The organism is Bradyrhizobium sp. HKCCYLRH3059 (assembly GCF_051168035.1).
Classification (GTDB): Bacteria; Pseudomonadota; Alphaproteobacteria; order Rhizobiales; family Xanthobacteraceae; genus Bradyrhizobium.
Map to the genome: position 1 here is coordinate 16,162 of NZ_JBNPUF010000011.1, position 14,318 is coordinate 30,479.

Annotated in this window: 11 protein-coding genes and 1 pseudogene; 8 read left to right on the top strand and 4 right to left on the bottom strand. The window is 64.3% G+C overall.

The window, feature by feature from the left end; all coding sequences use genetic code 11:
* Nucleotides 1-158: 158 nt before the first annotated feature.
* On the bottom strand, nt 159-1,265 hold the full coding sequence (gene dinB / locus ACQR13_RS28105) for a DNA polymerase IV (RefSeq protein WP_434863459.1): 1,107 nt from the start codon (nt 1,263-1,265) through the stop codon (nt 159-161).
* A 236-nt stretch (nt 1,266-1,501) separates the two neighbouring features.
* Here dinB and ACQR13_RS28110 point away from each other — a divergent pair.
* Nucleotides 1,502-2,290 (top strand): annotated as a pseudogene (locus ACQR13_RS28110) (MBL fold metallo-hydrolase); the annotation flags it as partial.
* Here the strand turns inward: ACQR13_RS28110 and ACQR13_RS28115 are convergent.
* Both ACQR13_RS28115 and ACQR13_RS28120 read right to left on the bottom strand, forming a co-directional pair.
* The gene (locus ACQR13_RS28115) at nt 2,233-4,149 is read right to left on the bottom strand and encodes an acetoacetate--CoA ligase (protein ID WP_434863460.1); all 1,917 of its coding nucleotides are present in this window, start codon (nt 4,147-4,149) and stop codon (nt 2,233-2,235) included. The pseudogene ACQR13_RS28110 and the gene ACQR13_RS28115 sit on opposite strands and share 58 nt — an antisense overlap.
* A 51-nt stretch (nt 4,150-4,200) precedes the next feature.
* Complete coding sequence (locus ACQR13_RS28120; protein ID WP_315713541.1) at nt 4,201-4,893, bottom strand: TetR/AcrR family transcriptional regulator; 693 nt, start codon at nt 4,891-4,893, stop codon at nt 4,201-4,203.
* A 282-nt stretch (nt 4,894-5,175) separates the two neighbouring features.
* Here ACQR13_RS28120 and ACQR13_RS28125 point away from each other — a divergent pair, with 282 nt between their 5' ends.
* The 7 genes from ACQR13_RS28125 to ACQR13_RS28155 all read left to right on the top strand — a co-directional run bounded on the left by ACQR13_RS28125 (nt 5,176) and on the right by ACQR13_RS28155 (nt 13,062).
* On the top strand, nt 5,176-6,396 hold the full coding sequence (locus ACQR13_RS28125; RefSeq protein WP_316174307.1) for an ABC transporter substrate-binding protein: 1,221 nt from the start codon (nt 5,176-5,178) through the stop codon (nt 6,394-6,396).
* A 119-nt stretch (nt 6,397-6,515) separates the two neighbouring features.
* Entirely contained in the window at nt 6,516-7,787 is a 1,272-nt protein-coding gene (locus tag ACQR13_RS28130; protein ID WP_434863461.1) for a serine hydrolase domain-containing protein, read from the top strand.
* Nucleotides 7,788-8,033: 246 nt separating this feature from the next.
* Nucleotides 8,034-9,266: a branched-chain amino acid ABC transporter substrate-binding protein gene (locus ACQR13_RS28135; protein WP_316169855.1), complete on the top strand. Its 1,233-nt coding sequence runs from the start codon at nt 8,034-8,036 to the stop codon at nt 9,264-9,266.
* A 118-nt stretch (nt 9,267-9,384) separates the two neighbouring features.
* The gene (locus ACQR13_RS28140) at nt 9,385-10,332 is read left to right on the top strand and encodes a branched-chain amino acid ABC transporter permease (protein WP_316165890.1); all 948 of its coding nucleotides are present in this window, start codon (nt 9,385-9,387) and stop codon (nt 10,330-10,332) included.
* Nucleotides 10,329-11,621 carry a branched-chain amino acid ABC transporter permease gene (locus ACQR13_RS28145; protein ID WP_315752343.1) on the top strand — a complete coding sequence of 431 codons (1,293 nt, stop codon included), beginning with the start codon at nt 10,329-10,331 and terminating at the stop codon, nt 11,619-11,621. The genes ACQR13_RS28140 and ACQR13_RS28145 overlap by 4 nt, the downstream gene beginning before the upstream one ends.
* Entirely contained in the window at nt 11,618-12,367 is a 750-nt protein-coding gene (locus ACQR13_RS28150; RefSeq protein ID WP_315752344.1) for an ABC transporter ATP-binding protein, read from the top strand. Before ACQR13_RS28145 ends, ACQR13_RS28150 begins: the two co-directional genes overlap by 4 nt.
* A complete protein-coding gene (locus ACQR13_RS28155; protein WP_315713534.1) occupies nt 12,367-13,062 on the top strand; it encodes an ABC transporter ATP-binding protein in 696 nt (231 codons plus the stop codon). The genes ACQR13_RS28150 and ACQR13_RS28155 overlap by 1 nt, the downstream gene beginning before the upstream one ends.
* 74 nt (nt 13,063-13,136) lie before the next feature.
* Here the strand turns inward: ACQR13_RS28155 and ACQR13_RS28160 are convergent, their stop codons facing one another.
* A complete protein-coding gene (locus ACQR13_RS28160; RefSeq protein WP_316191440.1) occupies nt 13,137-14,120 on the bottom strand; it encodes a phosphatase PAP2 family protein in 984 nt (327 codons plus the stop codon).
* Between the last annotated feature and the right edge of the window lie 198 nt (nt 14,121-14,318).

The following is a 14,318-nucleotide window of genomic DNA, read 5'->3' on the forward strand; positions in this document are numbered from 1 at the left end:
CCTTGGTGACCAGGACGCGATTCTTGGGCATGTCGCCTCGCGGGGAGATCGCACATCCCCGTGCGGCAGAATAAAGCGCTCGATTGTTCGGCTGTCAACCCATCCCTGTGCTGGAACGATCGGGGGACCGCCGCGGTCGCCATTGGGGTCGACCCGCCTCAGATCAGCAGGGGCAGCTGGGCTTCCACTGCGATGTCTTGCTGCTGCAAGGATGACAGCGAGACGCCGAGGAGCCGCACCGGCTTGGCCAGGGGCATCTCGCTCTGAAGGAGCGCGACGGACAAGCGTGCCAGATCCTCCCGGCTCGCGACCAGGTTGGCGATGGACCTGCTGCGTGTGATGATTTCGAAGTCCGCGAACTTGACCTTCAGCGTGACCGTCCGGCCCCTGTTGCCGCTGGTTTCGCAATGCTGCCAGACCTTGTCGATCAGCGGCTGCAGCTCCGCCAGCATCGGCTCGAAGTCGGTCAGGTCGCTCGAGAAGGTGTTTTCGGCGCCGACTGATTTGCGGATGCGATTGGCTCGGACCGGGCGATTGTCGATGCCGCGCGAGATCCAATAGTAGTGGTGGCCGGCCTTGCCGAAGTGCTGCTGGAGGAAGGGCAGGGTCTGGTTGCGGATGTCGAGCCCGGTATGAATTCCGAGCGCGTTGAATTTCGCTGCGGTCGCCGGGCCGATGCCGTGAAACCTGCCGACCGGCAGCCCCTCCACAAAGGCCGGACCCATCTCCGGCGAAATGACGTATTGCCCATTGGGCTTGCGATGGTCCGAGGCCAGCTTGGCGAGGAACTTGTTGTAGGAGACTCCCGCGGAGGCATTGAGCCCGGTCTCGGCCTTGATCTTGGCCCGGATCTGCAAGGCGATGTCGCGTGCCAGCGGGATGCCTTGCAGGTTTTCGGTGACGTCCAGATAGGCCTCGTCCAGCGACAGAGGTTCGATGATCGGCGTGTGCTCGGCGAAGATGGCGCGGATCTGCTGGCTGATGGCCTTGTAGACCTCGAAGCGCGGCTTGACGAAGATCAGGTGCGGGCACTGGCGCTTTGCCGTCACCGACGGAATGGCCGAGCGCACGCCGAACGCCCGAGCCTCGTAGCTTGCGGCTGCCACCACGCCGCGCTCGCGCGATCCCCCGACGGCCACGGGCTTGCCGCGCAGCTCGGGATTGTCCCGCTGCTCGACCGACGCGTAGAATGCATCCATGTCGATGTGGATGATCTTGCGAATGGCCGTCGGCGCGCCATCCTGTTCCGGGCCGGAGCTTGGCATGGCCAAGCTCTATCAGAGCGCGGCGATGAAGTCTGCACAGCCAAGTGCTGGCTGCCAACAACGTCCCTTACAATGACGTTGCGACGTCTGTCTCTCCCTCAGCCTTCAATCGGCGACGACGGAAACACGCTCATGAGAAAAGGGATCGCCGACCGTGATCGAGACGAAGCAACGCAGCCGGGACCTGTCGTCAAAGCCGCTCACGACGTTGCGACCATGGGCCTGAAGCAGCTGTGATGTTCGATCTCACTTTCCTGGGGACCTCGGCGAGCGTTCCGTCGGCGGACCGCAATCATCCCGGCCTTCTCGTTCGAGCAGGCCGGCATCGCATTCTCGTCGATTGCGGCGAGGGGACCCAGCGTCAGCTGCTCCGCAGTGGGGCAGGCTTTCGCCGGCTCGATCGGATCCTGCTCACCCACGGCCATTTCGACCATGTCCTCGGCATTCCCGGGCTGTTTTCCACCCTGCGGCTGCGCAGGAGCGCTGACATCATGCGCGTCCACGGCGGCCCCGAGACGCTCGATGTGGTGGTCCGAATGCTCGCAGGGCTGTGGGGCGAGGGCCGCGCGCCGATCTCGCTTGAGCTCGTTCCGCTCAGGCGCGGGGAGGTTCTCGACGCCGGCGAGTTTACGATCAACTGCTTTCCCGTCCGGCACCGCGACACCGACAGCTTCGGCTTCGCATTTGTGAGTCGAGCGCGCCGGCATCTGAAGCCAGATCGTCTGGCAGCGCTCGCGGTGCCTGATGGGCCCGTGCGGAAGGCATTGGCGGAGGGCCGGCCGGTCACGCTGGAGGACGGCCGAACCATCGATCCCGAGGATGTTCTGGGGCCTCCGCAGGGGGCGAAGAAGCTCGTCATCGCCGGCGATGCGGAAACGACCGAGGGTCTGCGCGAGCACGTCCGCGACGCGGACATGCTCGTGATCGAGGCGACCTTCCTCCGGCGCGATTCGGCCATGGCTCGCGACTACGGCCACCTGACGGCCGCGGAGGCCGCCGGGCTGGCGACGTCCAGCAAATGTGGTTCAGGACGAGCTGCCTGACGTTGCGACAGGCTGGCTTCCACCGCCATGTTGATCTTCCGCTTCATCGCCGCATCGAGCGCGACGCCGTCGCGCAGCACCACGAACAGCGGCATGTAGCTGTCTCGGCCGAGATATTCGAGATCGACGACCAGCGAATCCAGGATCTCCGGCAGCGCTTCGATGGCCGAGTACAATTCGCTCGTCCCCATGCGCAGCCCGTGGCGATTGATGGTCGCGTCGCTGCGGCCATAGATCACGCAGGAGCCGTCCGGATCGACCTTGAGCCAGTCGCCGTGCCGCCAGACCGGCCCGCCCTCGCGCGTCTCGAAGGCGTCGAAATAGCTCGCGAGATAGCGGACATTCCCCGCGTCGTTCCAGAACCGCAGCGGCATCGACGGCATCGGCGCGGTGCAGACGAGCTCTCCGACCTCGCCGATGACAGGCTGGCCCTGGTCGTTGAAGGCCTCGACAGCTGCTCCGAGCACGCGGCACTGCATCGTTCCGGGCACCTGCGGCAATTCGCGGTTGCCGCCGATGAAGGCGCCGGCGAAATCGGTGCCGCCCGAGATGTTGGCCCACCACATTTGCGCCTGCGCCCGGCTGCCATTGACCTGCGACAGCGCCGCGAACCGCTGATCGAACCAGGCCTGCGTGTCGGCGCTGAGCGGCGAGCCGGTGGACCCGAGGCAACGCAGATGGGACAGATCGCCCGCGTCGGCCAGGTTGATGTCCGCCTTGACGCAGCTCGCGAAGAACGCCGCGCCCGCACCGAAGAAGGTGGATTTCGAATTCGCCACGAAGCGCCACAGCGTAGTCCAGTCCGGACGATCCTTCGGCCCGGCGGGGCTGCCGTCGAAGACGCAGCACGTGGTGCCATTCAGGAGCGCGCCGACCTGGTTGTTCCACATGATCCAGCCGGTCGAGCTGTACCAGTGATAGCGCTCGCCGAACGAATTGGGCTGATAGGAGCAGCCGATGTCGTTGTGCAGCCCGAGCAGGGCCAGCGTGACGATGATGATGCCGCCGTGACCATGCACGATCGGCTTCGGCAGCCCGGTGGTGCCGCTCGAGTAGACGATCCAGAGCGGATGATCGAACGGAAGCCACTCCGGTTCGAAGGCATCGACGCCAGGGCTCGTTCTTGCGAGAACGTCCGAGAGACGAACCCCGCCGCTCACCGGCGCGCCGGCATCGTCACTGTGCAGGATGACGTGGCCGAGTGTCGGCAACGACCGGCGCAGCTCCTCGATGACACCGCGGCGATCGTGCCGGCGGCCGGCATAGGTGACCGCATCGCAGGCGATCAGCACCTTGGGTTCGATCTGCTTGAACCGGTCGATCACGGCGGGCGCGGCCATGTCGGGGGCGCAAACGCTCCAGATCGCGCCAATGCTCGCCGAAGCGAGAAACGCGATGATGGCTTCGGGTATGTTGGGCAGATAGGCGGCGACCCGGTCGCCGGGCGCTATGCCTTGCTCGCGCAGATGCAGCGCCAGGGCGGCTGCCTTTCGCCGGAGCTCGGGCCAGGTCGTCTCCGTGAGCCTGCCGTCCTCGTGACTGCTGATGATCGCAGGCAGGGCCGCAGCATCGGCGGCTTCGACGTGACGAAAGACTTGCTGGGCGTAGTTGACCGAAGCGCCCGGAAACCAGACCGCTCCCGGCATCGTGCGCTTGCCCAGGACGGTCGAAAACGCGGTCGGCGACTGCAGGTCATAATAGTCCCAGATGCTGCGCCAGAAGCCGTCGAGGTCGCGGATGGACCATTGCCGCATCTCCTCGAAGTTCTCGAAGTGGAGGCCGCGATTGTCCCTCAGCCATTGCCGATAGAGAGCCATTTGCGGGACGTAGGGAGCTATCATCATTCGTTCCGGCTTGTTTGCATGGTACGGCCAGGAGACGCCAAGAGGCGCTCATTTCGACTTCTGCTTCCGCCGCTTGTAGAGCGCGTTGAAGCCCCCGGCCATGAAGGTCACGAACCGCTCGCGGACCGCGGCGAAATCGTCGGACTTGCACAGGCCGCCGGACAGGCGGTCGATCCGGCCGGTCCGTGACAGGATCAGCGAGTAGGCGCCGGAGGTGAACTGGAAGCTCCAGAACAGGTCCTCAGGCGTGGCGTCGGGCAACGCCTTCTGCAGCAGCCCGATGAGACGCAGCACCATGGGATCGAGATAGGTGTCCATCATCTCCACGCCATAGCCCGGCGCGTTGGCGACCTGCGCGAAGATGCGGCCGAAGTGTCGCCAGTTGTCCTCTTCGTTGACGTAGACGTCGAACGCGCCGTCATAATAGGCACGCAGCGCGCCTTCAACGGTCGGACGATCTCCGACCTTGGCCTCGTAGGCATCCAGCCCGGCCGTGCGCACCGTGACAGCATATTCCATGCGGCGTTCGAACACGGCATCGAACAACGCCCTCTTGCCCTCGAAGTAGTAATGGATCAGCGCAGGATGGATGCCCATCCTGTCGGCGACATCCTTGATCGTCACGCCGAAATAGCCGAGCTGCGCGAACAGCTCCTCGCTGGTGTCGAGGATCAGCTTCACCGTCGTCGCGCGCTGTTCCGCGCGCGTGCGGCGTCCCTCGGATTTCGGCTGTGCTGGCATGCTCTCCGTGGTCCCTGATCGGCGCAGACAGGAACGGCGCCGTTGGTGTTTGACGATGAGGGGGTGGGCGCGCCCGGTCAAGCAGGACTTCGGGCTTCCAACATTTTCATTTAGCGCTAAATGAATGAACTTGACCGTCGGCCGGCCGGACGGTAGGTCTCGGAGACCTGATGAAAAGCGGTCGACGATCGGGCGGCGGGCAACGCGCTGCCGGTCTCGTCGTGCGCGGACATCATCAAAGACAATCGGCTGGCCATGGATCAGCCGCTCACGGGAGGACACATGACACGGATCGAGTCGACGGCGGCTGCCGTGCTGATGCTCGGCGTGGCGCTTTCAGCCCCGGCGTTCGCGCAGAAGAAATACGACGTCGGCGCCACCGACACCGAGATCAAGATCGGCCAGACGAACCCGCTCAGCGGGCCGGCTTCCGCTTTCGGAGCCATCGGCAAGGCGGAAGCGGCCTATATCCGCATGATCAACGAGCAGGGCGGCGTCAACGGGCGCAAGATCAACCTCATCCAGTATGACGACGCCTACAGCCCGCCGAAGACCGTCGAGCAGGTGCGCAAGCTGGTCGAAAGCGACGAGGTGCTGACCACGTTCCAGATCATCGGCACGCCGCCGAACGCTGCGGTCCAGAAATATCTGAACGGCAAGGGCGTTCCGCAGCTTCTGGCGGGAAGCGGAGCGTCCCGCTTCACCGATCCCAAGAACTTTCCGTGGACGATCTCCGCCAACCCGAACTACCAGTCGGAAGCGCACATCTACGCCAGATACATTCTGGAGAACCACCCGAACGCGAAGATCGGCATCCTGTATCAGAACGACGACCTCGGCAAAGACTACGTCAAGGGGCTGAAGGACGGGCTCGGCGCCAAGGCCGGCATGATCGTGAAAGAGATGTCCTACGAGCTGTCCGATCCGACGATTGATTCCCAGCTGGTGACGCTCAAGGCCTCAGGTGCCGATCTGTTCTACAACATGTCGACGCCGAAATTCGCGGCGCAATCGATCAGGAAGGCCGCCGAGCTTGGCTGGAAGCCCGTCCACATCCTGGAGGTCAACGCGACGGCGGTCGGTCAGGTGCTCGTGCCCGCAGGGCTCGAGAATGCCAAGGACATCATCTCGGTCGCCTACGGCAAGGATCCGCTCGATCCGCAATGGGCCGATGACGAGGGCATGAAGCGCTACAAGGCGTTCATGGCGAAATACGCGCCCGGCGAGGACGCCAACAGCGGCTTTGCGACCTATGGCTACTCGACGGCGGCCCTGCTTGTCCACATTCTCAGGCAATGCGGCGACGAGCTGACGCGCGCCAACATCATGAAGCAGGCGACCAGCATCAAGGGCTTCGTTCCCGATCTCGGGCTGCCGGGAATGTCGGTGACGACAACCCCCGATGACTACCGCATCAGCAAGCAATTCCAGATGATGAAATTCGACGGTCAGCGCTGGATCATATCGGGTCCGATTCTGACCGACGACGTCAAGGCGGACTAATCCTCTCATCGGCCATGGCCTGACCGAGCGCCGCTTGCGCGCCAGGATACCCCGCTGTCTCTCCGTCACCCGCGCCGGCCGGCGCCGAAAACTGAACTCTGTCCGTCGGAGCGCCGCTGATGACCAGTGAAGCCGTCCGCCGCCGTCGGGGCTTCGATCCTGCGGCGCTTGCGGCGATCGGCCCGGCACTCGCCGAATTCGTCGATCGCGGCGAGCTCGCAGGCATCGTGTCTCTCACCTCGCGCGGCGGCGAGATCGTTCATGCCGAGACGATCGGCTGGCGCGATGTCGAAACCAGGAGCCCGATGCGCCCGGATACGTTGTTCCGGATCGCGTCGATGACCAAGCCGATCACTTCGGTGGCGGCGATGATGCTGGTCGAGGAAGGCAGGATCGCCTTGGCCGACCCGATCTCCCGCTGGATTCCGGAGCTCGCCGATCTGCGGGTCGTGCGCGACGCCGCCGGTCCGCTCGACGAGACCGTGCCCGCCCGGCGCGCAATCACCATCGAGGATCTGCTCACGCACCGCTCGGGCATCGCCTACGCGTTCTTCTCGGAAGGCCCGTTGAAGGTCGCCTATGAGCGCGCGCTCGGCGATCCCGCGATGAACCGGTCGACGCCCGACGAATGGCTCGCGGCGCTCGGCACGCTGCCGCTGGCGTATCAGCCCGGCGACTGCTTCCACTACGGTCATTCGACCGACGTTCTCGGCTTCCTGATCGGCCGGGTCGCAGGCAGGCCGCTTCGGCAGGTGCTACAGGAGCGGATCTTCGCGCCGCTCGGCATGGTCGACAGCGATTTCTGGTTGCCGCACGCCAAGCGAGATCGTCTGGCGAGCCTGTACGGATATGACGAGACGGCGGGGCGGCTCGCGAAGGTCGAGCCGGTCATGTATGACGAGCCGCCGGCCTATACGCCGGGCGGCGGCGGGCTGATCTCGTCCGCGCCCGACTATCATCGGTTCGCGCGCATGCTGCTCGGAGGCGGCGAGCTGGACGGCGTCAGGCTGTTGCGGCCCGAAACCGTCAACCTGATGCGCACCAACCGGCTGATCGACGCGCAGCGCCAGATTCCCTTCGCCGGCATGCCGCTGTGGCAGACCTGCGGATTTGGGCTCGGGCTTGCGATCGTCGAGGATGCCGCCGACAATCCCTATGCCTGTGGCGCACCGGGCACGATCACCTGGCCGGGCATCTTCGGCACCTGGTGGCAGGCCGATCCCGTCAATGACCTGATCATGATCTATCTGATTCAGCATCACGTGCCGGTCTCGGCGGGAACAGGGGCCACGATTGCCACTGGGCGCGGTGCTGCCGGCCGCCGTGCTCTTCCTGTCTATCAGCGTGGAACCTACGCCGCGCTGTCCCAGCTTGCGGAACAAGCGACATGAACGGGGCAGCGCTTGTCACCCCCCGGGTGCCCGGCGGGTTCGTCCAAGATGTGGACGCCAACATTCCGCCGAATGAAACGTCCGATCGGCGGCGGGCGGCCTGTCCTCCACATTGCCGGAGCTGCAACTGGCGTTCACGTCATGCCGAGCTTGTCATCCGGCCGTTATTCTGCTCATTGCTTCTTCAAATTGCGCGATCATGCGTATCGATCGACTGAAGTCGACAGCCAGCGAGGAAACAAGACTATGCGCAAGTTAACTTTAGCCATTGCCCTGATCGTCCCGATGCTCGGTCATGCCGCGCAGGCCGAAGACACCGTCAAGATCGGCTATATCGATCCGCTGTCCGGCGGCGGCGCCAGCATCGGCGAGGGTGGCCTGAAGACGTTCCAATACCTGGCCGACGAGCTCAACGCCAAGGGCGGCATTCTCGGCCACAAGGTCGAGATCGTGCCGTTCGACAATAAGACCAATCCGCAAGAGAGCCTGATCCAGGCCCAGAAGGCGATCGACGCCGGCGTCCGCTACATCACGCAAGGCAACGGATCATCCGTCGGGCTCGCGCTGGAGGATTTCGTCAACAAGCACAACACGCGCAACCCCGGCAAGGAAGTGCTGTACTTCAACTATGCCGCCGTCGATCCGAGCATGACCAACGAGAAATGCAGCTACTGGCATTTCCGCTGGGACGCCAGCTCGGACATCAAGATGGAGGCGCTCACCAACTACATGAAGGACATCCCTTCCATCAAGAAGGTGTATCTGATCAATCAGGACTATTCGTTCGGCCAGTCGGTCCGCAGCGATGCGCGCAAGATGCTGGCGGCGAAGCGACCCGACGTCCAGATCGTCGGCGACGAGCTGCATCCGCTGCTGAAGATCACGGACTTCTCGCCCTACATTGCGAAGATCAAGGCGTCCGGCGCCGACAGCGTCATCACCGGCAATTGGGGCCAGGACATCGCGCTGCTGCTCAAGGCCGCCGCGGATGCCGGCCTGAAGGTCAACTGGTACACCTACTATGCGGGCGGCGCCGGCGGCCCGACCGCCATCAAGCAGACGGGCCTGGATCATCAGGTCTTCCAGCTCACCGAAGGCTTCGCCAATTCGGGCCATCAGGCTGCGATGGACTACGAGAAGGCGTTCCGCGCCAAGGTCAACATGTCGCTGTGGTATCCGCGGGCGGTCAACGAGATGCGCATGTTCAAGGCGGCGGCCGAGAAGGCCAACTCCATCGATCCGGTGAAGGTCGCGGCCGCGCTCGAGGACCTCAAGCTCGAGGTGCTGGATGGCGGCACCGGCTTCATGCGCAAGGATGATCACCAGTTCTTGCAGCCGATCTACGTCTCGTCCTTCGGCAAGCTCGCGGCGAACGAGCCGTTCGACGAGGAGAACACCGGCTGGGGATGGCACCTGGTCTCCAGGGTCGATACGCCCCAGGCCATGGTGTCGACGACGTGCAAGATGGCGCGGCCGTAACCGATCCGCGCTGGCTTCCCGCACGTCCTCACCGTGCGGGAAGCGGCGTCGGCCCTGCGTCGATCTGTTAGGGAATGAGCGGCGGGGCATCGAAGCCCCGGACATTCGCGGGTGCACCGTGCTTGAACTCATCGTCATCTCCACCCTCAACGGCGTGCTGTTCGGCATGCTGCTGTTCCTGCTGTCGAGCGGGCTGACCGTCATCTTCAGCATGATGGGGGTGCTCAATTTTGCTCACGCCAGCTTCTACATGCTCGGCGCCTTTTTCGGCTTCCAGCTCACGAAATGGGTCGGCTTCTGGCCGGCCCTGCTGCTGGCGCCGCTCCTCGTCGGGGCCATCGGCATGGCCGTCGAGCGCTACGGGCTCCGCAACACGCACAAGCATGGCCACGTCGCCGAGCTGCTGCTGACCTTCGGCCTTGCATTCGCGATCGAGGAAGTCGTCTCGATGATCTGGGGCAAGACGCCGCTCGACTATCGCGTCCCGACGCTGCTGGACTTTCCCGCGTTCACGATCTTCTCGACCAACTATCCGGCCTACAAGCTGTTCATGCTGGCGGTGTCGGTGACGATCTTCGTGGCGCTGCTGATCGTGCTCAAGCGCACCAGGGTCGGCCTGATCGTTCAGGCGGCGCTGACCCATCCCCACATGGTGGGCCATCTCGGCCACAATGTCGGACGCGTGTTCATGGTGGTGTTCGGGGTCGGCAGCGCGCTGGCCGGTCTCGCCGGCGTCATCGCCGGTCCCGCTCTGGTGACGCAATCCGACATGGCCGCGGCGCTCGGGCCGATCCTGTTCGTGGTGATCGTGTTCGGCGGCCTGGGCTCGCTGCCGGGCGCCTTCATCGCTTCGCTGGTGATCGGCCTGGTGCAGACCTTCGCCGTCGCGCTGAACGGCTCGCTGGCAAGCGCCTTCGGCCCGCTCGATCCATCCGCCGGGCCATCGGTGCTCACCGACATCTGGAACGTGACGATCGCGCAGGTCGCACCGATCGTTCCCTACCTGCTGCTGGTGCTCGTCCTGATCGTGCGCCCCGTGGGCCTGATGGGGACTCGCGAATCATGACCGCAGCAGTGACCTCCGCGTCTCGTCTCGCGGCAAAGCCCGCCGGATCCCGTCTCCGCTTCTATGCCGTCTGGGTGATCGGCGTGGCGGCGCTGATCGTGCTGCCGCTGCTCTTCAATTCGGGCGGATCGCTGACCTCGTTCAGCCTGATCGGGATCGCGATCGTCTTCGCGCTCTCCTACAACATCCTCCTCGGTCAGACCGGATTGCTGTCGTTCGGTCACGCGGTTCACTACGGCCTGGGCGGCTTCGCGGCCTGTCACATGATGAATGCGGTGGTGGCGCATGGCTGGCCGATTCCGCTGCCCTTCATTCCGCTGTTCGGCGGGCTGGGCGGCCTCGCCTTCGCGATCATCCTCGGCTGGGTCATGACCAAGCGCGCCGGCACGGTGTTTGCGATGATCTCGCTCGGCATCGGCGAGCTCGTGGCGTCGTCGTCGCTGATCCTGCGCTCGGTGTTTGGCGGCGAAGCCGGCATCACCACGGACCGCACCGCTCTGCCGCGCATGTTTGGCTGGACCTTCGGGCCGCAGCTGCAGGTCTATTACCTGATCGCGTTCTGGCTGGTGCTGTCGGCAATCGCGATGTATGCGCTGACCCGGACGCCCCTGGGGCGGATCAGCAATGCGGTGCGCGACAATCCCGAACGGGTCCAGTTCATCGGCTACGACCCGCACGTCGTCCGCTATCTCGCCTATTGTTTTGCCGGATTCTTCGCCGGCGTCGCGGGCGGCCTCGCGGCGATCAGCTTCGAGATCGCGAATTCCGCCTATCTCGGTGCAATCCAGTCGGGCCTGGTGCTGTTCGCGACCTTCATCGGCGGGACGGCCTACTTCTTCGGTCCGATCCTCGGCGCGATCCTGGTGACCTATCTCCAGCTCGGGCTGACGAGCCTCACCAGCGTATGGCAGCTCTACTTTGGCATCATCTTCATCGGCATCGTCATGTTCTCACCCGGTGGCATTGCCGGTCTGCTGATGATGCACCGGCCGCTGGTCCGTGCCGGAACGCTCGGAATGGTGATCCCGTCCTATCTCGTTGCGGTCGTGCCGACCGCGGCGCTCGCCTACGGCGTCATCCTGACCATCGAGACGGTCGCGCGCTATTCGGGTGGTGACGCCATCAACCTGTTCGGCGTGGCCTTCAATCCGCAATCGCCGGCGACATGGGGCGTCGCCGCGATTCTGGTGGTCGCCGGCTTCTTTGTCGCGCGGTCGACGTGGCAGCGGATCGCCGGAGCCTGGGACAGGGCCGCCACCGTGGCGCGTGATCGGGGGTATCTGGCATGACCGCAGCGATCGAAGTTCGCGCCGTCGAAAAGCGCTTCGGCAATGTCGGCGTCATCCGCGACCTCAATCTCAGCGTCACCAAGGGCGAGCGCCACGCCATCATCGGCCCGAACGGCGCCGGCAAGTCCACGACGTTCAACCTGATCAGCGGACACATCAGGCCGACCTCCGGCGAGGTGAGGCTGAACGGCACGCTCATCTCCGGCCTGCGGCCGTTCGAGATCAATCGGCGCGGCTTGTCGCGCTCGTTCCAGGTCACCAACGTGTTCGCTCGCATGACCGTGTGGGAGAACGTCCGATGCGCCGTGCTGTGGGCGACCGGACATCGCTACGCGTTCTGGAAGAACGTCGACAGCCTGCCGGAGGTGCGCGAGCGGACCGCCCAGATCCTCGATGACATCCATCTCACGCATCGGCGTGACATTCCCGCGGGGTTGTTGACCTATGCCGAGCAGCGCGAGCTGGAGATCGGCGTCACCATCGCGAGCGGCGCGACGGTCGTCATGCTCGACGAGCCGACCGCCGGGATGAGTCACGCGGAGACCGAGCGCGCGGTCTCGTTGATCCGGCGGCTCACCGAGGGGCGGACGCTGGTGATCGTCGAGCACGACATGAGCGTGGTATTCGGTCTCGCCGATCGCATCTCGGTGCTGGTCTATGGCCACATCATCGCGTCGGGCACGCCGGAGGAGATCCGTCGCGACCCGAAGGTGAGGGAAGCCTATCTCGGCGAGGAGGCCCACTGATGCTCGAGGTCAGGAACCTCCACGCCTACTACGGCAAGAGCCATATTCTGCAGGGCGTCGACCTCGACGTCGCCGCCGGCGAAGTGGTGAGCCTGCTCGGCCGCAACGGCGTCGGCCGCTCGACCACCGTGAAGGCGATCATGGGCGAGGTCAGTCCGCAGGGGACGATCCGCTTCAAGGGCCGGGACATTGCCGGCTTGCCGAGCTACAAGATCGCGCGCCTTGGGCTCGGCTATGTGCCTGAACACCGTGACATCTTCCCGAGCCTCACCGTTCGGCAAAACCTCGTGCTCGGCATCAAGGACACGCGGCGGCCGGGGAAGTGGCGCCTTCAGGACATGCTCGACATGTTTCCCAATCTCGCCGCGCGCGCCGATACGCCTGCGGGTGTGCTGTCGGGCGGCGAGAAGCAGATGCTGACCACCTGCCGCACGCTGATGGGCGACCCTGACCTGATCATGATCGACGAGCCCACCGAAGGTCTGGCGCCGCTGATCGTGCAGCAGGTCGGCGATCTGATTGCCCGGATCGCAGCGGCGGGCGTCGCGATCCTGCTCGTCGAGCAGAAGCTCTCGATCGCGATGCGCATTTCGAAACGCGTCTATGTCATGGGCCACGGCCGCGTCGTGTTCGAAGGGACACCGGATCAGCTCAAGGCCAACACCGCGGTCCGGCAGGAGTGGCTCGAAGTATGAGAGGAGCCGCCGGCACGTTTTCGCCGATGCAGCTCTGGCGGATGTGCCACAGACACCCGCCTTGTCCAAATCCTTCAGGTCTGAGGCAATGGATGTCGCAGCATGCGGCGCGGAAACGTGGCGTGGCGTTCGCGTAGCCTCAGGGCAACAAGGCGCGCGATGCAGATCGACGCCGTCGCGATCGCGATGCCGGCGATCATGTCGACGAGGAAATGTCCGCCGCCGATTGGGGTCGAGAGCAGCATCGCGCCGTGGATCAGGACATTGAACGGTCGCAACCAGCGCAATGACCACAATGCCCAGCCGTCGAGGACCGCGGCTGCCGCGTGAAAGCTCGGAAAGGTCACGATCCCCGCGAGATGGCTGGTATCCAACAGGCGCAGCGTCCCATCGCGAACCAGGGGCACCTCGCGCGCCGTGTCGAAATAGGCCTGCGGGATGAGGTTTGCGTAGGCGGACGGCGGCAGCTCCAACGCGTGATACACGCCGAGTGCAGGGACAAACAAGGTGATGATGCAGGTCAGCGCCAGCGTCAGGCTGATCGCGAGGTTGAACTCCGCGAACCGGCGATAGTGGCCCAGCAAGGGAAGGGCCACGACGATGATGCAGATCGTCCAGGAAATGGATCGATAGCCGAACGCGAGGCTCAGGACGGCCCAGGGGCGGTCATTGACGAACGACAAGTAGTCGCGAAAGTCGAAGCCAAGGGCGCGATCGAGGGCGAGCAGGTTGGCGTCCTGAAGCGGCAGGTTGGCGGCCGTCGCAATGTAGGACAGTGATGCCAGCACGGTGGATGCCAGTGTGGTCTGGGCCATTCCCGTCAGGAATGAGAACATCCAGGGTTTGGCACGCCGCGCCGACCGTGCGTTGGCGTAGCCGATGACACCATAGATGGCCGATGTCGATAGCACGATGATGTAGCCGACGGGTTCGATGCGAAAATCCGTGAAGATCAGGCACAGTCCGAACAGCACCCAAAGAGCTGTCATGACAGCCCAGTTGAACCGGAACACGGCCCAGGCCGTCGCGGCATCCTCGCTGTCATGCGCCCGTTGCAAGACGCTCTTTGTCCAGGGGAGCCAGCGGCGGCTGAGATCAGGCAATAGACCACCGGCTGCGGTGTCCGACATTGTCGTCCGCTCTCACATTTCAAATGGATTTCGATTTGTTTCCCGTCGGTGTCTTGTTACGGCCGGTCGGGCCAATAAATCAACCTCGGCGGGTAAAATACGCAGATACCGTGCAACGATGCTTAA